At 62.5% G+C, this 20,119-nt stretch carries 17 protein-coding genes; 16 read left to right on the top strand and 1 reads right to left on the bottom strand.

What is annotated here, in order from left to right:
• Positions 1-21 precede the first annotated feature (21 nt).
• The gene (locus tag M5B98_RS26935) at positions 22-1,719 is read right to left on the bottom strand and encodes a sulfatase-like hydrolase/transferase (RefSeq protein ID WP_248744499.1); all 1,698 of its coding nucleotides are present in this window, start codon (positions 1,717-1,719) and stop codon (positions 22-24) included.
• 391 nt (positions 1,720-2,110) lie between these two features.
• On the opposite strand from M5B98_RS26935, the gene M5B98_RS26940 reads away from it, so the two are divergent.
• From M5B98_RS26940 to M5B98_RS27015, 16 genes are all read left to right on the top strand, one after another.
• Positions 2,111-3,463: a UDP-glucose dehydrogenase family protein gene (locus M5B98_RS26940; RefSeq protein ID WP_085712113.1), complete on the top strand. Its 1,353-nt coding sequence runs from the start codon at positions 2,111-2,113 to the stop codon at positions 3,461-3,463.
• Positions 3,460-4,497, top strand: a complete 1,038-nt coding sequence (locus M5B98_RS26945; protein ID WP_085712112.1) for an NAD-dependent epimerase/dehydratase family protein — start codon at positions 3,460-3,462, stop codon at positions 4,495-4,497. Before M5B98_RS26940 ends, M5B98_RS26945 begins: the two co-directional genes overlap by 4 nt.
• 18 nt (positions 4,498-4,515) lie before the next feature.
• Complete coding sequence (locus tag M5B98_RS26950; protein ID WP_248744500.1) at positions 4,516-5,262, top strand: sugar transferase; 747 nt, start codon at positions 4,516-4,518, stop codon at positions 5,260-5,262.
• The gene (locus M5B98_RS26955) at positions 5,262-5,909 is read left to right on the top strand and encodes a CpsD/CapB family tyrosine-protein kinase (protein ID WP_085712110.1); all 648 of its coding nucleotides are present in this window, start codon (positions 5,262-5,264) and stop codon (positions 5,907-5,909) included. Before M5B98_RS26950 ends, M5B98_RS26955 begins: the two co-directional genes overlap by 1 nt.
• A 20-nt stretch (positions 5,910-5,929) precedes the next feature.
• The gene (locus tag M5B98_RS26960; protein ID WP_248744501.1) at positions 5,930-6,961 is read left to right on the top strand and encodes a polysaccharide biosynthesis/export family protein; all 1,032 of its coding nucleotides are present in this window, start codon (positions 5,930-5,932) and stop codon (positions 6,959-6,961) included.
• Between the two features lie 17 nt (positions 6,962-6,978).
• Positions 6,979-8,571, top strand: a complete 1,593-nt coding sequence (locus M5B98_RS26965) for a GumC family protein (protein WP_248744502.1) — start codon at positions 6,979-6,981, stop codon at positions 8,569-8,571.
• Positions 8,556-9,662, top strand: a complete 1,107-nt coding sequence (locus M5B98_RS26970) for a glycosyltransferase family 4 protein (RefSeq protein WP_412548553.1) — start codon at positions 8,556-8,558, stop codon at positions 9,660-9,662. The genes M5B98_RS26965 and M5B98_RS26970 overlap by 16 nt, the downstream gene beginning before the upstream one ends.
• On the top strand, positions 9,659-11,029 hold the full coding sequence (locus M5B98_RS26975) for an O-antigen ligase family protein (RefSeq protein ID WP_248744504.1): 1,371 nt from the start codon (positions 9,659-9,661) through the stop codon (positions 11,027-11,029). Before M5B98_RS26970 ends, M5B98_RS26975 begins: the two co-directional genes overlap by 4 nt.
• Positions 11,026-11,994: a glycosyltransferase gene (locus M5B98_RS26980; protein ID WP_248744505.1), complete on the top strand. Its 969-nt coding sequence runs from the start codon at positions 11,026-11,028 to the stop codon at positions 11,992-11,994. The genes M5B98_RS26975 and M5B98_RS26980 overlap by 4 nt, the downstream gene beginning before the upstream one ends.
• A complete protein-coding gene (locus M5B98_RS26985; RefSeq protein WP_248744506.1) occupies positions 11,987-13,123 on the top strand; it encodes a glycosyltransferase in 1,137 nt (378 codons plus the stop codon). Before M5B98_RS26980 ends, M5B98_RS26985 begins: the two co-directional genes overlap by 8 nt.
• Before the next feature lie 13 nt (positions 13,124-13,136).
• Positions 13,137-14,138, top strand: a complete 1,002-nt coding sequence (locus M5B98_RS26990) for a polysaccharide deacetylase family protein (RefSeq protein ID WP_248744507.1) — start codon at positions 13,137-13,139, stop codon at positions 14,136-14,138.
• Positions 14,135-15,442 (top strand): lipopolysaccharide biosynthesis protein, encoded by a 1,308-nt coding sequence (locus M5B98_RS26995; protein WP_114882159.1) that lies wholly within the window; start codon positions 14,135-14,137, stop codon positions 15,440-15,442. The genes M5B98_RS26990 and M5B98_RS26995 overlap by 4 nt, the downstream gene beginning before the upstream one ends.
• Entirely contained in the window at positions 15,439-17,358 is a 1,920-nt protein-coding gene (locus tag M5B98_RS27000; RefSeq protein WP_248744508.1) for a hypothetical protein, read from the top strand. The genes M5B98_RS26995 and M5B98_RS27000 overlap by 4 nt, the downstream gene beginning before the upstream one ends.
• 71 nt (positions 17,359-17,429) lie before the next feature.
• A complete protein-coding gene (locus M5B98_RS27005; RefSeq protein ID WP_119429852.1) occupies positions 17,430-18,119 on the top strand; it encodes an N-acetyltransferase in 690 nt (229 codons plus the stop codon).
• A 4-nt stretch (positions 18,120-18,123) separates the two neighbouring features.
• A complete protein-coding gene (locus M5B98_RS27010) occupies positions 18,124-19,311 on the top strand; it encodes a GNAT family N-acetyltransferase (RefSeq protein ID WP_248744509.1) in 1,188 nt (395 codons plus the stop codon).
• Positions 19,283-20,074, top strand: coding sequence for a ChbG/HpnK family deacetylase (locus M5B98_RS27015; protein ID WP_248744510.1), 792 nt, complete (start codon positions 19,283-19,285; stop codon positions 20,072-20,074). Before M5B98_RS27010 ends, M5B98_RS27015 begins: the two co-directional genes overlap by 29 nt.
• Positions 20,075-20,119 lie beyond the last annotated feature (45 nt).

Consider the following 20,119-nt stretch of genomic DNA (forward strand, 5'->3'; position numbering starts at 1 on the left):
AGGATAGCGGATCGCGATGGGTTACTGCCCTGCTGCAACACTGGTCGGCGCCTCACCCGGCGTGACGATGCTGTTCAGGTCGATGTGCTTCCACTCGGGCTTGGCCCCCAACCGCGCATTGAAGCGGTAGTTGAAGGTGAAGTCGTCCGTCGTCGGCACGCTCAGCGGTTTGCCGTAGACCGATTCGATCCCCGCCAGGTCGTAGCCCATCAACTGCAGCAGGGTCGGGAAGATGTTGTAGTGACTGGAGCGATCCTTGTTCGCCGCCAGTTGTGCCGACCAGTCGAGTGTGTGCAACTGATCGCCCTGAATCACCACCAGCGGCACCAGTCCTTCTTCTTCCACCGGATCGCCGCCGCAATGGGTGTTGAGCCCCGGGTTACCGCGCTCGTGCAGGTCCTGGCCGTGATCCGAGGTGTAGATCAGCAGCGCGTTGTTCAGGTTGGCCTGGGCAAACACCCGCGAGAAAAACTCGCCAACATTCCAAAGCACCGTGTTCTTGTAGGCGTTGCGGTACAGCACCCAGTCATCCGGCTGGCCGTTGAAGCCGTCGCGCTTGCCGGTGTCGGCGATTTCGGTGAACTGGCCCCGTGGCAAGGTCGGACGATAAGCCATGAAGGCGTCCGGGTATTTGTCGTGCACCGGGAAATGCGCGCCGACCTTGTTGATCACCACCAGCTCCGGTTTGTCGTCGTTGAGCAGCTCGATCAGCTTGGCCGCAGCGGCCATGTCACGGTCGCGGACGCTGGTCTGGTCGAATTGCACGAACTCGTCGATGTCCTTTTTCTCGGTGTCGGTCATCAGGTTCTGCAGGTTGCCGCCGGTGCGTTGGGCGTCGATGTAGACCGTGCGCAGGCCAGCCTTTTTCGCGTACTGCCAGATCGACGGCAGCGTGCTGTTGATGCGCATGTAATCGGCGCGGGTGCCGCCGTAACGCAGGGTGACGTTGGTGTCGGCGCTGCAATTGGCAATGGACGCCGCATAGCCGTAATTGAAGATCTCGACACCCGGATGCGCCTGTTTGAGGTTGCTGTGCACGCCGAACGGCGCGTTGATGTCCAGGTAATTGCCGGAAATGCTTTCGTCGATGATCAGCACGATGTCGTGGCCCACTGCCGGGCCGTTGCGCGCCAGGGTCACCGGCTCGCGAGGGCCGACGGTGTTGTGCAATGCCTCGTAGCCGAACAGGTTGAGGTAGGCCAGCGGCGTGTACATGATCGGCAAGCCGCGCGCACCTTCCCCGGCCCGCACGAACAGCACGGCGCTGAGCAGCAACACTCCCAGCACCGGCGCCGCAACTCGCAGCGCATTGGGAACCGGAATCGAATGACGCGGCCGCAGGCCGATGCCGATCAACAGCAAAAGTCCGTTGAGCACCCCGTGGATGATCGCATCCCGGTACTGATACGCCGCTTCCTGGATGAAGCCGCCCGAATACACCAGCGAGACAAAACTGCTGTACGTCAGGTAATCGGCAGTGACCCGGGTATAGACATCAAAGAACACCGCCGAAATAAACATCGCCAATGCGAACAAGTGCCGAATGAAAGTCTGCCTTATATACGCCGTTAGTAGTAATGCGAAAGTCAGCGCCAAAAACATCGCGCCAAAAAGCAGTACTGCCGGACCGATACCCATGGCGTTTAAACGTTCAAGGTAATAATCGGAATAAAGCAATAGATAAATAACTAAAAGCAGTTCTTTCAAATATCGAAACATGGCGGTTCCGGGGCGCTGCCGACGGGGCACGGTCAATGAATTGTCGGTCAATTTCTGACACTAGCACCGCGCTATCAAAGCGCAAGAATTGTCGGACTTTTGCCAAAAGCGTCAAAAAAACATTGACTCATTACTGACACACCCAAGTCGCTACAGCCCTTGAATTTTGTGGCCTACGACCGTTTATCGCTTTCTTTGAATTGTGAAAAACATGTCAAGGACGGGACAAATCCAGATGCAGCAAGTACTTGATGGCTATTAGCCCCCAAAAACGGGGGTGTTATACACATGCAACATGTCATTTTGCTGACACGCTTTCCCCACCCTGCGCTATACCCCTTTTGACAGTTCCAATTCGATCTTCCTCCACCGTCTTACGAGGCACGCCAATATGGACGTGAGCGTATTTGGTACGGGCTATGTTGGCCTGATACAAGCTGCGGCACTTGCCGATGTCGGACATCGAGTACTGTGTGTCGATATAGATCCAAACAAGATTAAACAACTGCAACAGGCGGTTCCGCCTATCAGTGAGCCGGGTCTGTCGGCAACTTTGGAAGAAAACATCAAGGCCGGGCGTTTGCTGTTCACCACTCAGGCCAGCGATGCCGTTGAACATGCCGAGCTGATCTTCATTGCCGTGGGTACGCCGGCCGACGAAGACGGTTCCGCCGACCTCAGCCACGTGCTCAACGTGGCACGGCAGATCGCAAGCTTCATGGAGGCCGATCGCACCCTGATCATCAAGTCCACGGTGCCGGTCGGCACGGCGGATCAGGTACTCGATACCGCCAACAACGAATTGCGCCGGCGCGGCAAAAGCGGCCTGAACGTGCGGATCGTGTCCAACCCCGAATTCCTCAAGGAGGGCAGCGCCCTCGCCGACTGCATGCGCCCGGACCGGATCATCGTCGGCACCCTGGACCCTGAAGCACGGGAACAGTTGAGCGAACTCTACGCGCCGTTCTGCCGCAACCACGAAAAACTGATGTTCATGGACAACCGCAGCGCCGAGCTGACCAAGTATGCAGCCAACGCGATGCTCGCCACCCGCATCAGCTTCATGAACGAACTGGCCAACCTCACCGAACTGCTGGGCGCCGACATCGAAGCCGTGCGCAAGGGCATCGGCTCCGACCCGCGCATCGGTTATCACTTCATCTACCCTGGCTGCGGCTTCGGTGGCTCATGCTTCCCCAAGGATCTGCGCGCCCTGCTGCACACCGCCGAACACAACGGCATGCCGCTGAAATTGCTGCGCAGTGTCACCGACGTCAACGATACGCAGCGGCACATCCTGTTCAGCAAACTGAAGGCGCAGTTCCCGCAGGGCCTGGCCGGCAAATCCATCGCCGTCTGGGGCCTGGCGTTCAAACCGAACACCGATGACATGCGCGAAGCCCCCAGCCGTTATCTGATGGATGCACTGTGGGCCGAAGGCGCCAGCGTGCAGGCCTACGATCCGGAAGCCATGTCCGAATGCCGGCGCATTTACGGCTACCGCGATGACCTGCACCTGTGCGCCACCCGCGACGACACCCTGGAAGACGCCGATGCGCTGGTGATCTGCACCGAGTGGAAGAACTTTCGCGTGGTGGACTTCGAACTGCTGGCCGACAAGCTGCGCTCGAAGGTGATCATCGACGGGCGCAATCTCTACAACCCGGAACAAGTGGCGGCCGCCGGCCTGCACTACAGCGGCATCGGTCTGCGGCATATCGCGCCTGACGGGTTGCGGTCATGAAAATCCTCGTTACCGGTGCGGCCGGATTCATTGGCGCTCATTGCGTGTTGCGGCTGATGCGCGACGGGCATCAGGTCATCGGCCTGGACAATTTCAACGCCTATTACGACCCGCAGCTCAAGCATGACCGCGTGCGCTGGGTGCGCGGTCAGGTCGGCGACTTCCAGATCGCCAGAGTCGATCTGGCCGACGCCGCCGCGGTGGATGCGCTATTTGTCCGCGAGTGCCCGCAAGTGGTGATCCACCTGGCAGCGCAGGCCGGGGTACGTTATTCGCTGGAAAATCCACAGGCCTATCTGAACAGCAATCTCAGTGGTTTCCTGAACATTCTGGAAAGCTGCCGGCATCACCCGGTCGAGCATCTGATCTATGCCTCGTCGAGTTCGGTGTACGGCGCCAACCAGCACACGCCGTACACGGTGCATGACGACGTCAATCACCCGTTGTCGCTGTACGCCGCGACCAAAAAAGCCAATGAGCTGATGGCCCACAGCTACAGCTATCTGTTCGGCATTCCCTGCACCGGGCTGCGCTTTTTCACGGTGTACGGGCCCTGGGGCCGGCCGGACATGTCGCCGATCCAGTTCGCCCGGGCCATCACCGAAGGCCTGCCGCTGAAGCTGTTCAACTACGGCCTGCACCAGCGCGATTTCACCTACATCGACGACATCGTCGAGAGCATCGCCCGCCTCACGGTCCATCCGCCGCATACCCATCCGGAATGGGACCGCGAGCACCCCGACGCGGGCAGCAGCATGGCGCCGTGGTGCCTGTTCAACATCGGCGGCCACCATCCGGTGGAGCTGAAAACCTACCTGGCCCTGATGGAAAAACACCTCGGCCAGAAAGCCATTGTCGAGCTGCTGCCCCTGCAACCGGGCGATGTGCTCAACACCTGTGCCGACACCGACGATCTGGCCCAGGCCACCGGGTTCCAGCCCCGGATAGAGCTGGATGAAGGCCTCGGGCGGTTCATCGCCTGGTATCGCGATTACTACCCGACTGCCTGTCGCCCACGCGCCGTTCGCGGCTGAACACCAGCGGAGGACTCCATGACTGGACATGAGAAAGGTGTACCGATCCAACATCTGGTTCGTGACAAACGCATGGATCCGGAACATCGAATGCGCCTCGACGCGGCCATCCACCGTCAGGGGCAAGGCTGGGTGACCGGACGCGAGGGTGGCCGCCCCTGGCAGCTGTCACGCACCAACCGGGTGCTGGCCTGCTTCGGCGCGCTGGTGATTCTGGTGATGATTTCGCCACTGCTGATCGGCCTGGCACTTGCCATCAAGTTCACCAGCAAAGGCCCGGTGATGTTCGTGCAGAAACGCACCGGCTATCGCGGCCGCAAGTTCGGCATGTACAAATTTCGCACCATGGTCGCCAACGCCGAAGAACTGAAAGAGTCGCTGCGCCACCTCAACAAGCACGGTGTCGACGCGATCGATTTCAAGATCGACCAGGATCCGCGCATCACCCGGATCGGCGGCTTCCTGCGGCGCACCAGCCTCGACGAGCTGCCCAACCTGATCAATGTGGTGACCGGCGACATGCGCCTGGTCGGCCCTCGTCCGACCTCGTTCAACGCCTACCGCTACAAGGACAAGCACCTCGCCCGTCTGGCGATCTACCCCGGCATGACCGGCCTGTGGCAGATCTCCGGGCGCAGCAATATCGACTTCGACCAGCGCGTTGAGTTGGACCTCAGCTACATCGCCGAGCAGAGCCTGTTGCTTGATTTGAAGATCCTGTTGAAAACCCCTTTCAAAGTATTCAGCGGCCACGGAGCAAGCTAATGGACGGTTCAACCAACAAAAGCCTGAGCATTGCCAGCCCCAGCGAGTCGAACCTGACGTCGACCGTGCTGGACCTGGATCTGCGGATCCTGTTCCTGACCGCCGCCAACCCCGGCGCCGGCACCACCACCAGCGCTCTGGCCATGGCCAGTCAACTGGCGCAAATGAGCAGCGGACTGGTGCTGTATGTCGATGCCAGCCAATCGGCGAACAACCTCACCCAGCAACTGAACCTGGGCAAGGAGCGCGGTCTGCGCGACCTGCTGTTCAACCCGGACAACCCGCCGCTGTTGCAAGACTGCGTGGTGCAGGTTTCCAGCCTGCCCTTCCACGTGCTGCCCAACGGCCGGCCGATCCGCACCATGGACATGCTCACCGCCGAACGCCTGAGCCCGCTGCTCGATCAGTTGGGCAGCCAGTACCGCTTCGTGGTGATCGACGGCGATGCGGTGTACTCCGCCGCCGACACCCTGGTGCTCAGCACCCAGGCCGACGGCGTGGTGTTCGTGGTCCGTGCCGAGGACACCCGCTGGGAAGTCGCCCAGGCCGCGGTGCAACGGCTGACCCAGGCCGGGGCAAAAGTGGTCGGCAGCGTGTTCAACCGGCGCAAGTACTACATGCCCAAATGGCTGTACAAAAACCTGTAAGCAACGCGAGGGATGACGCAATGAACGCCAAGATACTGGTTCTGCTGATGCTGCCGCTTGCAGGTTGCTCCAGCAACTCCGAAACCCAGACCATGCCGGTGAATATCCTCACCGCCACCCCGGCCAACGCCCAAGCCACCGACATGCCGAAGGTCGAGCAGACCCTACGCCCGCAGGATGTGCTGGACGTGATCTTCCACATCAGCACCAGCGGCTCGGACGCTTATCGCGTGCAGTCGGGTGACCAGATCGGCCTGAACTTCACCGCTGCCAGCCAGCTCAACGGCAATCAACTGGTGCTGCCGGACGGCACCATCAATCTGCCGGGGGCCAACACTTCGGTGAAGATCGCCGGGCTGACCAGCGATGAGGCCCGGGATGAAATCCAGCGTGCCTATCAGCGCAAACAGTTGTTCCAGCCCAATCGCAATCAGCTGACCGTGCAGATCATCAGTCCGCTGACCAACGAGCAGAACCTGAAAAGCGCCCTCAACCACCCGGCCACCGGCATGAGCCGCGAGATCACGGTGGGTAACGACGGCTACGCGAGCTTCCCGGAAATCGGTGCAGTGCCGCTGCAAGGCATGACCGTCAATCAACTGGAAACCTTCCTCAACAAACGCTACGCGCAACTGCCTGGCCGGATGAGCGTCGACGTCATGCTCAAGTCCACCGCCGGCAACGAGATCTACGTGCTGGGTGAAGTCGGCCAGCCGGGTTCCTACCCGATCCGCCGGCCGGTCTCGGTGCTCGAGGCGCTGACCCTGGCCCGTGGCACCAACATCAAGGCGCGGCTGGATTCGGTAGTGATCATGCGTCGCAACGGCAACCAGGTGCAGGCGGTGCATTACGACGTGGAAAAAGCCCTGTCCGGCGACGCCTCGCAGATCGCCTACCTGCAACCGGACGACATGCTCTACGTGCCGAAGACCAAACTGGCCAGTGCCGGCGAACTCGCCCGTCAACTGGCTGACGTCGTGCTGTTTCAAGGCGTGGGCGTGAGCTTCAGCTACCGCCTCGACAACAAAACCGACAGCAGTAACCACAATTGACTCTCAGGTGACCTGACATGAATCCAAAGGAAAACTACCTGCACGAGTTCTTCAGGATCTTCTTCGCCAACAAACGGCTGGTGAAGCGTGTCTTCCTGATCTTTGCAGTGATCGCGCTGGTACTGCCGATGGTGCTCAAACAGAGCTTCGATATCACCGCCCAGGTGATCGTGCAGTCGAAAAAACTCTCCCAGGGCGACGCCACCACGTCGCTGACCGTAGACAACGCCACGTTCATCCCGCCGTCACTGGCGGACATGGAAACCGAGAGCAACATCCTGCGTTCGCCGGCGCTGATCCGTCAGACCATCAGCGAACTGCGGGACAAGGGTGAATACACCCCGCCGCCTGGAATGTTCGCCAAACTGATCGGCGATCCGTTCCGGCGCTACATCACCTCGCCGCTGCGCCAGTACCTGATCAACCCGCTGCGCAACCTGCTGGGGCTGGAAACCGATCCGGTGCGTGATACCGTGCTCGACGGGCTGACGCAACAGGCCATCGACAGCCTGAAGATCGAGACCCTGCCCGGCTCCAACGTGATCTCGATCGTCTACAGCTTCCCGGATCCGCATCAAGGCACGACCTTCGTCGCCGCCCTGCTGCAGAACTATCTGGTCAGCCGTCAGGCGCTGCAATCGATCGACCTGCCGCAGTCCTTCTACGAGACCAAGAAGCACCTGTATCAAGTGCGCCTCGACGGTCTGGAAGCCAATCGTCAGGCCTTGCTGGAACGTGTCGGCGCGGCGGATCCGAAGGAAGAAATCACCTTCCGCCTGAACGCGATCAACACTGAAGAGCAGGCGCTGAACCTGTATCAGGATCGCCTGCTGCAAAGCCAGCGCTGGCTGGAATACCTGAAAACCAGCCTGGCCGCCGCCAGCAACAACAAGCTCAATGACTACACCTTCCCCTACACCTTCACCACCACCGTCGACAACGTGGCGTTCGAAGACCGGGAGATCAAACAACTGGGCGAGCAACTGACCACCCAGGTCAGCCGCTACATGAACGATCTTGCAGTGTTCCAGCCCGGCAGCGAGCCGATGCTGTTGACCCGCGAACAGATCGCCCGCACCCGCCAGCAGTTCCTCAAAGTGGTGAGCAACCGCATTCAGGAACGCACCAACGATCTGGCGGTGGTGCAACAGGTGATCGATCAGAAGACGGCGCGCATCGCCGAGTTCAAGGCGCGCATCCATGACTTGCAGCAGACCCAAAGCAAACTGCGGCAGATGGACACCGAAATCGATGCCCTGCACGCCGCGTTCTCGACCTACGCCCAGCGCTTTGCCGAAAGCAGCACCACCCGCGCGCTGAACGACGACCTGTCGAACGCCCGGGTCCTGAGCCCGCCGTTCGAGCCGACCGAAGCGGCGTTCCCCAAACCGCTGCTGATCATTCCGTTCGGTCTGTTCACCGGCCTGCTGCTGGCGATTGCCCTGGTCTACGTGCGTGAGTTCTTCGATCACCGCTTCAAACACCCGGCGCAAATCAGCCACGAGCTGGGCGTACCGGTGCTGCTGGTGATCAACGATCAGAGCACCCAGCCCGGCAATCCGCACAAGAACTGGACCGTGCCAAGCTTCGTGCACTGGGTGCGCAATTGAACACGCCGTCCTCCCCGAACGCCGCGCTGCCGATCATACATTTGCTCAGCAGCGGCGGCTTCTATGGGGCCGAGCGGATGTTGCTGGATCATTGCCTGGCGACACCGGGGCAGCATCAGGTGCTGTTTCTCGATGCGCCAGCGCAGCTGATCGAGCGCTTTCGCGAAGCCGGCGTCGATGCGCAAGGGTGCGCCGGGCTCGGCGCACTGCTCGGGCATCTGCGCCAGCGCCGGGCGGAGCGTCCGTTGATCAACACCCATAATTTCAAGGGCCTGTTGTTCGGCTGGGTGGGCGCTTCGCTGTTGCGTCTGCCGCTGGTGATCACGCAACACGGTTTTACTCCGCGCAGCCGCAAGCAGAAGTTCTACACCTGGCTCAGCCTGCAACTGTGCCGCACGGCCTCGGTGGACCGGGTGGTGTGCGTGGCCGAAAGCATCGCGGTGCTGCACCGCCAGGCCAGCGTGCGGGCGGAGAAGCTGCAAGTGATCCCCAACGGCCTGCCGGCAGCGGTCGCCCCGCAAACGCTGCAAACCGAAAATCCGCGCTGGCTCGCCGGTTACGTCGGCCGGCTGAGCAGCGAGAAAGGCCCGGACCTGTTCCTCGATGCGCTGATTCCGCTGTGTCATCAGCACCCGCAGCTCGACGCAGTGATGCTCGGTGACGGCCCGGAACGCGAGGCGTTGCAGGCACGGATTGACGCCGCCGGGTTGCAGCAGCGCATTCGCCTGCCGGGGTATCAGAACGACATGCGCCACTGGTGGCAGCGACTCGACGCGCTGGTGATCAGCTCGCGCACCGAAGGCACACCGATGATTTTGCTCGAGGCCATGCAGACCGGCGTGCCGGTGGTGGCCTTTGCGGTCGGCGGGATTCCCGATGTGCTGGAACACCGGCACAACGGCCTGCTCGCCGCGCCGACCGACAGTACCGCCCTGGGCCGTCAGCTCGACACCCTGCTGAGCGACAGCGGGCTGGCGCGCCGGCTGCGGGATAACGCAAAACGCACGCAACAGGACCGCTACGACCTCAAGGCCCTGGCCGAACGCTGGTCGCAGCTGTACATCCGCACGGCACGGGAGGCACGCGCATGATTTTCCCGCTCTCGATCGTCAGCTTGCTGGGTCTGGTCTGCATCGCCTTGCTGGCCAGTCCCTGGCCCTATCTTGCGCCGGGCGCGGTGCTCGGTCTGGTGGGGTTCGCCGTGCTCTACCGCAAGCCGACCTGGGGCCTGCTCGGCATCGCCGCGCTGGTGCCGTTCGAGGGTTTCTTCAAGGACAGCTCGCTGTCGGGCAGCAAGCTGATCGGCGCGTCGCTGGCAGTGATCCTGATGCTGCAACTGGCGATGCACCAGATCCCGGCGGAACGCCTGCGCAGCAATATCTGGCGTTACCTGATCTGGTTCATGGTTCTGTACTTTCTGAGCCTGCTCAACACCGATGACATGGGCATGTCCCTCGGTCATCTGCGTGAACTCAGCGTCGGCCTGATCCTGTTCGTCATCACCTTGCTGATCGGACGCGAGTTGAACCTCGACCTGTTCGCCCGCCTGGTGACACTGGCCGTCAGCGCCACCTGTGCGATGGCGATGTTTTCGACCAAATTCCAGGATCAGGGCCGCGCCGCCGGCCTGCTCGAAGACCCGAACGCCTTCGCCATGCTGATCGCCTTCGCCGTGCCGCTGGGCCTGCTGCTGATCATTCGCGGCCCGAACCTGTTGCACCGTCTGTTCTGGGGCGGTTGCTGCCTTCTGCTGCTCGGCGGCATGACCAAGACCGAATCACGCTCCGGGCTGGTGGTACTGGCGTTGAGTCTGGTGATCGGTTGCTGGCACTACCGTGCGCAACTGACACGCATCCGCCCACGGCACCTGGGCTTCGCCATGCTCGGCCTGGCGATCGTGATTCCGCTGGCGATCTATGCGATGCCCGCCGGCTATCTGGCGCGTATCCAGTCGCTGAGCGTGCTCAGTGCCGGCGCCCGTGGGCACGATGACGAATCCCTGGGCCGCCGCGCTTCGTACATCGTGGTCGGCAGCCAGATGATCCGCGAGAACCCGTTGCTCGGCTCCGGCCCCGGCACCTTTCCCCTGCATTACGCCACCACCGGTTACGCCAAGGCGTTTTCCGCCAACCGCAAGATCGGTGACCTGTACCGCCGGGCGCACAACACCTACCTGGAAATCTTCAGCGAACTGGGGATTCCCGCCGGCCTGCTGTTCGTCGGCATGCTCACGCTGGGTCTGTACAACCTGATTCGCGCACGTCGCGCCTGGATGCAGCGTCGCGACTGGGAGCAGGCCGACATGATGACCCATCTGGGGGTGGGGTTCCTGTCGCTGACCCTGTTTCTGATGTTCCTCAGTGCACCGAACCAGAAGTACGTGTGGATCATGCTCGCGCTCACCAGCGTCCTGCGCCTGAAGGCCGAGCAAGCACCGTTGGTGGAGACCAGGGCATGAGCCGGATCAGTGTCGTCATCCCGATGTACAACGAGGGCCGCCACATCGGCCGTACCCTGCTGGCGGCGCAGAAAGCCGCACATGCGGCCAATGTCGAGTGCGAACTGATCGTGGTCGATAACGGCTCCAGCGATGACGGCCCGCAGATCGCCCGCCAGTTCGGCGCAAAAGTGCTGGTGGTGCCGGGTGTGTTGATCGGCGCCCTGCGCAATCGCGGCACCGCCGTCGCCACCGGTGACTGGCTGGCATTCATCGACGCCGACATCGAGATGCCCGAAGACTGGCTCACCGGACTGTTCGCTCTCGAAGCCGAGGGCCACGCCGATGTGTTCGGGCTGGACCTGCACACCCCTGCCTCTGCACCGTGGTACGCCGTGGCCTGGCAACGCCGCACCCTGCGCCCGACCAGCCACACCGCCCACGCCGTGGACTGGTTGCCCAGCTCCAACCTGCTGATGCATCGGCGCTGGTTCGACAAGGTCGGCGGGTTCAACGAATCCCTGCGCACCGGCGAAGACAAAGAATTCACCCTGCGCCAGAGCGAACAGGGTGCGCGGCTGCTGTCGGTCAACGAATCCGTGGCCCTGCACTGGGGCTACGAAATGAACTGGCGCGAATGGATGGGCAAGGAAATGTGGCGCCAGGGCAGCCATTTGCAGCTGCTGCGCACCCATGGTTTCAGCCTGCGTCTGTTGCGTTTTCCACTGTTGTCGCTGGCGGCGTGGCTGCTGGATCTGCTGGCGATTTCCGCGCTGCTCAACGGTTTTCCCCATCACGCCGCGGTCATGGTGATCATGACCACGATCCCGGCGCTGGTCCTCAGCATCCGTCAGAGTCGCCGCCAGCACGATATCGGCCTGACCCTGCAACTGTGGGGACTGCATTGGGTACGCCTGCACCTGGCCGGCGCGGCGTTCATTCTCAGTCTGTGTCATTGGAACGCCAGGAGGCCTGCCCGTGGCTGAGTTCATTTTCTGGATGTGCCTGTTGCTGCCGGTGTACGCCTACGTCGGCTACCCGCTGCTGCTGACGCTGCTCGCTCCGCTGTTTCCGGCGTGGCGCCACAGCCCGACGCCACCGCTGAATATCAGTATCGTGATCGCCGCGCACAACGAGGCGCGGCATATCGAACACAAGCTGCGTTCGCTGCTGTCCCAGGATTATCAGCCGGCCACCCTGCAAATCATTCTGGCCAGCGACGGTTCCACCGACGACACCGTGGCTTGCGCGCACAAGGTCGTCGACCCACGGATCATCGTGCTCGACCTGCCGCGCCAGGGCAAGGCGGCGACACTCAATGCCGGTGTGGCCCTGGCCACCGGCGACATTCTGGTGTTCACCGATGCCGACAACCAATGGTCGCGGGAAACCCTCGGCTACCTGCTCGCGCCCCTGAGCGATCCGCAGGTCGGCGCCTGCGCCGGGCACATGGTGATCCCGGTCACCGGCGGCGGTTTGAGTGTCGGCGACAGCCTCTATCGGCATTACGAAGGCTGGCTGCGCCGGGTCGAGAATCGCACCGGCTGCATGGTCTCCGCCGACGGCGCCCTGCTCGCCCTGCGCCGTGAGTTGTTCGAAGACGTGCCAGCGGAAGTCAACGACGACTTCTTCATCAGCACCTGCGCCCCGGTGAAGTTCAAACGCATCGTCTACGTGCCTGAAGCGCAAGTGATCGACCACGGCGTAGATGAAGCGGACAAACAATTCCGCCGGCGCCAGCGGGTCACCGTCGGCGGCCTGCAAAGCCTGGCCCAGCGCAGCGAACTTCTTAATCCACTCAAGCACGGGCTGTATTCGATTGCGCTGATCAGCCACAAACTGATCCGGCGGCTGGCGCCGATCCTGTTGCTGCCGCTGCTGCTGAGCAATTTCTGGCTGTGGGACGACCACGGTTTCTATCGTTTGAGCCTGATCGCGCAACTGCTTGGCTACGCCATCGCGATTGCCGGCCTGCTGGATTCGCAACACCGCTTACCCAAACCGTTCCGCCTTGCGGCATTCCTGCTGGTGACATTGGCGGGCATGAGCATCGGCCTGTGGCAGTTCCTGCGCGGCCAGCGTTACGCCCAGTGGAACCCTGACCAAAACCGTTGAGAGGGCACAAGCCATGGCGATCAAACAACTGATAAAACGCACCAGTGGCTGGCTCTATCTCAACTCGCCCGTGGGACGAAACCAGTTGCACGGCGCCGGGGTGATCCTGATGTTGCACCGGGTGCTGTCCAACGACCGCGCAGCCGACCTGCCGCATCGCAACGAACTGTGCGTCGGCCCGAAAGCCTTCGAGCATTTGCTGGTGTGGCTGCGCCGGCACTTCGACTGCGTGCCGCTGATGGAAATCCTCCAGCCCAACGCCCTGCGCCGCGAGCGCCCGCAAGTGGCGCTGACCTTCGATGACGGCTGGCGCGACAACGCGGCCAACGCCTTTCCTCTGCTGCAGAAGCATCAGGTGCCGGCGAGCATTTTCCTCTCCACGGATTTCATCGGCAGCCGTCAGCGCTTCTGGTGGGAAAGCATCGGTGAAACGCTGTGGGGCAGCCACGGTGAAAAACCGCGCATGCACCTGATCGACTGCCTGCAGGCGCTCCACCACCCATTGCCGGTGCTGATGGACGACATCGATGTGGATCGTCGCAGCCTGACGTTGCTGCACTATCTGCAAAGCTTGAAAAGCACCGACCCTTTGATCCTCGAACGCCTGACCAACGAATGCCCGCCAGAGTCACTGCCCCAGGCGCTGGACTGGCATCAGGTGCGGGCGATGGAGGCTTCGGGGCTGGTGCGTTTCGGTCCTCACGGTGCCAGCCACGCGATCCTGACCCAACTCGACGACGTGCGTCTGGGCGAAGAAATCAGCCGCAGCCGCGACGCCCTGAACAATGGCTGCAACCGGCCATTGCCGGTGTACTGCTACCCCAACGGCGACAACGACGCGCGAGTCCGCGAACAGATTGCCAGCCATGACTACCCGTTCGCCCTCGGCACCGGCACCGGCATCTATCGCGGCGCCGGCGATCCGCTGAACCTGCCGCGCTTCGGCGTCAGTCAACGCACGGCGCGCAACCCCGAGCTGCTGTCGTGGCGGATCTTTCGCGGGGCGCGACCATGAGTCGAAGCAGTTACCTCAAGCACCTGGCGCTGAGTATGGGCACCAAACTGGCGATGATCGCCCTGCGCCTGCTGAGGAACGTGTTGCTGGCGCGGATCCTCGGCCCCAGCGAGCGCGGGCTGTTCGCTCTACTGAGCACCCTGCCCGACCTCATCAGCGCGGCCACCAGTGGCGGCTTGAACTCCGCCGTCGGTTACCAGGCCGCCAAGCAGCGGCCGATGGGCTTGCTGCTGGCTCAGGTGCTGGTGTTCGGTTGTCTGCTGGCGGGGCTGTTGACCTTGCTGGTGGTGGCACTGGTGCGCGAGTTCGGCAGTGAACTGGACGTGACCGTGCAACTCGGCCTGCTGGCGTGGCTGTTGCTGCTGGCGGTGCCGTTGACCGTGCTCAAGAGCGGCCTGCTCACGTTGCACAATGCGTCCGGCGGCGTGGTCGCGTTCAATGCCTTGCGGCTGGTGGAATCCCTGGCGCCGCTGCTGTTGTTTCTCGCGCTGTTCTGGATGTGGAAAGAAGCGGCACTGGAAGCGGCGCTGATCAGCTGGCTGGCGGGAATCAGTCTGGTGGTGCTGGCCGGTTGGGTCTGGCTCAAACGAGCGCAGCCGTTGCAGCTGCAATGGGACCGCGCCAGCCAGAACGAACTGCTGCGCTACAGCGCCCGCAGTCATCCGGATCTGTTGTTCCAGCAAGTCATCCTGCGCTCCGATTACCTGTTCATCGGCGCCCTGCTCGGCAGTACCGCGCTGGGTCATTACGCCATGGCCAGCGCCGCCGCCGAACTGCTGTTGATCGTCCCCGAAGCCGTGACCACACCGCTGATGAAACGCCTGCTGCAACAGGACGAAGGCATGGACAAGGTCACCCCGCTGGCCCTGCGCCTGACCGCCACGGTGATGCTCGGCGCCTGCCTGACCATGGCGGTGATCGGCGAATGGCTGATCGTCACCCTGTTCGGAGTCGCCTATCAACCGGCGTATCCGGCGTTGCTGGCGTTGCTCCCGGGTCTGCTGGGCCTGTGCTACGCGAGCATTCTGCGGCTCGACCTGCTGGGCAAGAATCGCCCCGGCACCGTGTCGTTGCTGATGGGCCTCGGCGCCCTGCTCAACCTGGCACTGAACGTGGTGCTGATTCCGGCTTACGGGATTGTCGGCGCAGCAGCGGCATCGTCGATTGCCTATCTGGCGGTGACCGTGGCGATGCTGGTGTTGTACTGCCGGTTGAGCGGCGTGCCGTTCTGGCAAACCCTGATCATCCTGCCCGCCGACATCGCGCCGATGTGGCTGATGTTGCAACGCAGGAAAGCCGCATGAAAAGCCTGGCCCTGCTGCTCGGTCTCGGCCTTTCGCTGGACGCCTTTGCGGCGTCGATGCGCTGGGGTGACATCCGTGACGGCAGCCTGTACCTGCAAGCGGATCACCCCGACACCGTGACCGTACGCTGGGCACCGGCATGGCAGGCGGACGCCAACGAAGAGCACCTGTACCTGCTCGACGGCCAGGGCAAATTGCAGGGCGAGCGCTTCATCAAGGCCAGCGAAACCCGTGGCAGCCAGAGCTGGCCGTTGGCGCCGGGCGCGGCGAGTTATCAGCTGGAAATCCCCGGCTACAGCTTTCGCAATTACCGGGTCGAGCACGACGAAAATACGGTCGCATTGTTCGCCCCGGCCAAGGTGCATTTCAGCGCTGAGACCCATGACGGCGATGAGCTGTATTTCAGGATTGCGCCGGGTGAACACGCGGTGCTCGCAGGCAAGTTCCACGGTGGCGTCAGCGCCTTGCAAGCACAGCGGGTCGGCGACGGCCAACAGCTGTCACTGGCGCTGAAGCCTTATCGCGCCTATTGGCAATTCGATCAGGTCGCGCTGCCGGTCAGCGATCGCGAACAAGTCTGGCGCCTGCGCCTGCAAGGCAGCGGCAAAGCGGCATTCTGGCTGGACGGCACGGCCAATCTGTTCGCGCAGAACCCGCAACAGCTCAAACCGCTGCGCGAAGACGACGGCCAGACCCGCCTGACCCTGCACGACAAAGTCCTCGGCCGCACGCCGGACCTGGGCATCGCCCTGCCCTACGTGATGCCGCCGCCCGCCAGCCATGCCGCCCTCGATGCGCTGAAACCGACGGCCGCCAGTTACTACAGCTTCGTCGATGTGACGGCGAAAAAACCGCAGTTCGAAGATGCGTTTCGCCAGGTCTATCAGGACCGATTCGGCATTCGTCAGGACATCACTTTGCTCGCCGGCAGCCAGCGCCAGGCCGACTTGCGCGCCGACGTACAAAGCAACGGTGGCCTCGACGCATGGCTCACGAGCACTCGACTGCTTGGCGGCAAAGGCACGCACTACATCGGTTTTGCCGACGAGCCCAATCTCAATTATTCAAGCTACGAGCAATACCGCTCGATCTTCACCAGCATGGCCCGGCAGGTGCGCAGCGATCCGGCCAATGCCCGGGCCGGCGTGCGCATTGCGATGCCGGCCAGTTCGCGGCTGGTGAACGGCCCGTTCGCCGACAACGCCGCGAACAAACGCGGCATCGACTGGGCCCGGCGCCTGCTCGGCGAATCTGCCGATCAGGTCGATGCACTGGCCTGGCATGAATGGATGATCCGCGACCTGCTCGCCACCCGCGTGTACCGCGACAGCGTGCGCCGCGCCGCCGATCTGGTGGGCCTCGACGCCAAGGGTCAGCCACGCAAGGCCTTGCTGCTGGATCAGACCAATCTGTCCAGCGGCTCAAGCCTGAGCCCCTACGATCAGGAAACCCATTACACCTCGCTGTGGTGGGCCTCGGTGGTGATCAACGCCTCCCAGGACGGCTTGCTGACGATGCTCAACTGGTTCCAGGCCGCCGATGAGCCGGAATATCCCAAAGGCATGTTGCGCGTCTCGGCGGATGAACAACACTTCGAACTCAAACCCGTGGGCCTGGCCCAGCAGTTCATCCAGCAACACTGGCTGCACAAGGTGCTGTGGCTGGAAAACGATGCCTTCGAAGTCGATGTGCTGGCCATGGCCGGCGACGATCAGCGCGGCTTGCTGGGTGTGAACAAGGGCACGCGGTTGCAGCGTGTCGATCTGGCGGGCGCCAAGTGCCCGTTGAACAACGGCGCCCTGCGCTACTTCGGCGCCGACAACCGCAGCCGCGACGCGCCCTTCCGTTGCCAGGACGGGCGCGTGCGCTTCGAGCTGCCGGGGCAGACTCTGTTTTCCCTGAGCTGGCGCACTTGATGAACCGCCCGTTGATGTCCTGCCGCGCAGGCCACTTGCCGCGCGATGCCACGTCATCAGGAGTAACGACCATGAACGTTGTGACAAAAATCAGCGAACACATCAAACAAAAAGGCCTGCGTGCGACGCTGGCCAAGGTGTGGAAGCACTACGTCTTTTCCCATCAGGAACTGCTGTGGATGGAGCGCGACCTCGTCAGCCCGGTGCCGCCCCACAGCCTCAAACCGTATCCGCCGCTGCGGGTGGTGAAGATCACCCCGGATAACGCCAGCGCCTTCGCCCGCTACTTCGGCGACCGCGTCGGCACCATGGCGGAGCTGGCCAGTGAAGGTCACACCGGGCACATGCACCTCGACGATCACGGCGATGCCGTGGCCTTCATCTGGGGCAGCGCCCGGGACTATTTCGACCGCCACTATTACGGCTGCATGTTCCCGGTGAAGCCCGGCGAGTTCTTCGAGTTCGGCGGTGAGCTGACCCGTTCTTATTGGGGCACCGAACTGTCGGTGGACCTGCAACTGGAGCTGTGGAAAGCCATGGCCGCCCAGGGCTGCGACAAGGTCGTGGACGTCTGCGAATTCCACAACATCCCGGCGCTCAAGCTGCACCTGCGCATGGGCTACACCGAACAGGGCCGGATCATGAACGTGTACACCCTGTTCGCCCGCTGGCGCTTCTACCGCGAAACCCGCTACAGCGGCTCGCGGCTGGATGCGTTGCGCAAACCTTCCCGTCCCTCCGTCACAGCAACGGCGACCTGAGCCTATGGCGCGATTCGAATGGCGCACCTCGCTGTGCGCCCCTGACTTCCCGGCAGCGGCTTATGAAGCGCTGCGCCTGCGGGTGACGGATCACACGCCGTTCAACAGCCTAGGCTGGTTGACTGCGGCAGAGCAGACACTCGATACGAACGAGCATCTGCACATTCTGCTGGGCTGGGAAGCGGACGAGTTGCGCCTGTGCCTGCCGCTGGTGGCCGGTCGTGAACGCTTCGGCGGGCTACCGTTTGCCGTGGTGCATCACCTGGGTTATCCGCTGGCGGATCGTCTGGCGCTGCTGTCTGTGCTGACGGCCGAGGACATGCGCCAGGTGCTGCTGCTGATTCGCCAGCGCATCCCCCACGCCTTGCTGCAACTCAACGAACTGTCGGAGCCGGCGGGCGAGGAAAGTGTCCTCACGCAATGGATGGCCCGCAGTTCCAACGCCGAACGACGCCTGAGCTGTCGGGTGCCGGTGCACCTGATCAGTGACGCCGATCATCAGGAAGTCTCCGGCGATCCGCGTTACAAGCTGCGCCGCGCGCGCAAACGGATTGCCGCCTGTGGCGCGGTGGTGCGGCGAATCACGCCCGATGCCCTGACCATGGGCCCGCTGTTGCAAGCCATCAGCGAAGTCGAAGCGGTCAGCTGGAAAGGCGACGAAGGCGTCGGCATTTTCGCCACCGAACGCAGCCGCCGTTGCATCGAAAACGCTTTCACTGCCCTCGCCGCCCAGGGTCTGGTGCGCGTCGTCACGCTGGAGCTGGACGGGCGCTGCATCAGCTACCGGCTCGGCCTGCTCGAACAGGGCCGGCTCTACGATTACAACCTCGCCTTCCTGCCGCAGTACGCGGATCTGGGCAGCGGCCGGGTGTTGCTGGAGGAATGGATTCGCTGGGGGCTGGATGACCATTGGCGCTGGATCGATGCCTCGCGGGTCAGCCTGGAAAACTCCAGCCATCAACTGCACGAACGCATGACCGGACAACTGGAGCACTGGCGCTGGAGTTTCTATTCCTGGCGGCCGAGCGGTGTTTTGCTGGGGCTGGGATTACGTCTCTGGCAGCGGCTAAAACCGAAGCTACAGCAGTGGCGCGCACGGCAGGTAACGACAAAACCGGCGTCCGTCGTAAAACCGGCAACTCACCCCACCACGGAGGGCGAACATGCCTCGCCAAGTCATAGTCAACGCTGACGATTTCGGCCTGAGCCCGAACGAAAACGCGGTGATCTTCAGTGCGTTCCAGGCCGGGGTCATCAGTTCCGCCACGGCCATGGCCAACATGCCGGCCTTCGAAGCGGCCTGCGCGATGGCTCGTCATCACATGCTGGAAGGTCGGGTCGGCCTGCACTTCAACCTGACGTATGGCCGGCCATTGAGCCAAGGGATTCTCGCCCGCCCCACCTTCTGCGACAGCCACGGGGTGTTCGATCTGAGCCTTGCGCGGCACAGCCTGTGGCTGGGTCGCGAAGATCGTGAAGCGGTGCAGGAGGAATTGCAGGCGCAGTGGCAGCGTTGTGTCGATCATGGCGTGCGCCCGAGCCATATCGATTCACATCAGCACGTGCACAACATCTGGCCGATCGGCGAGATCGTCGCGCGCTTCGCCGCTCACCAGGGCGTACCGGTGCGACTGGCGCGCAACCTGGGACAGAACCTCAGCCTGCCGAAGCGCCTGTTCAAGGGTTTGCTCAACCGTCGTCTGCAAGGCCTGGCCGGTGCGACGGCGGACTATGTCTGCACCCCGGTGGATCTGCGCAACGAGCCTGCGCCGACCGACGGTGTGCTGGAAATCGTCGCCCACCCGAATCAGCTCGGGGCCGATTTCGGTGATGCCTATCTACAACCCGGAGAGTCCCTGAGTCGCGTGCTAGAGCGCCGGCTGCCGGGGGTTCCACGGGTTTCCTACGCCGACTTGAACAAGGATTTTCTACGCGGTGCCGCGGCACTCGACTGAGTTACACAACTGGCAACACTTTCGAAGATGGCACTTTGAAATGTA

The sequence above is a fragment of the Pseudomonas sp. MWU12-3088 genome (genome assembly GCF_023242405.1).
GTDB classification, from domain to species: domain Bacteria; phylum Pseudomonadota; class Gammaproteobacteria; order Pseudomonadales; family Pseudomonadaceae; genus Aquipseudomonas; species Aquipseudomonas kribbensis.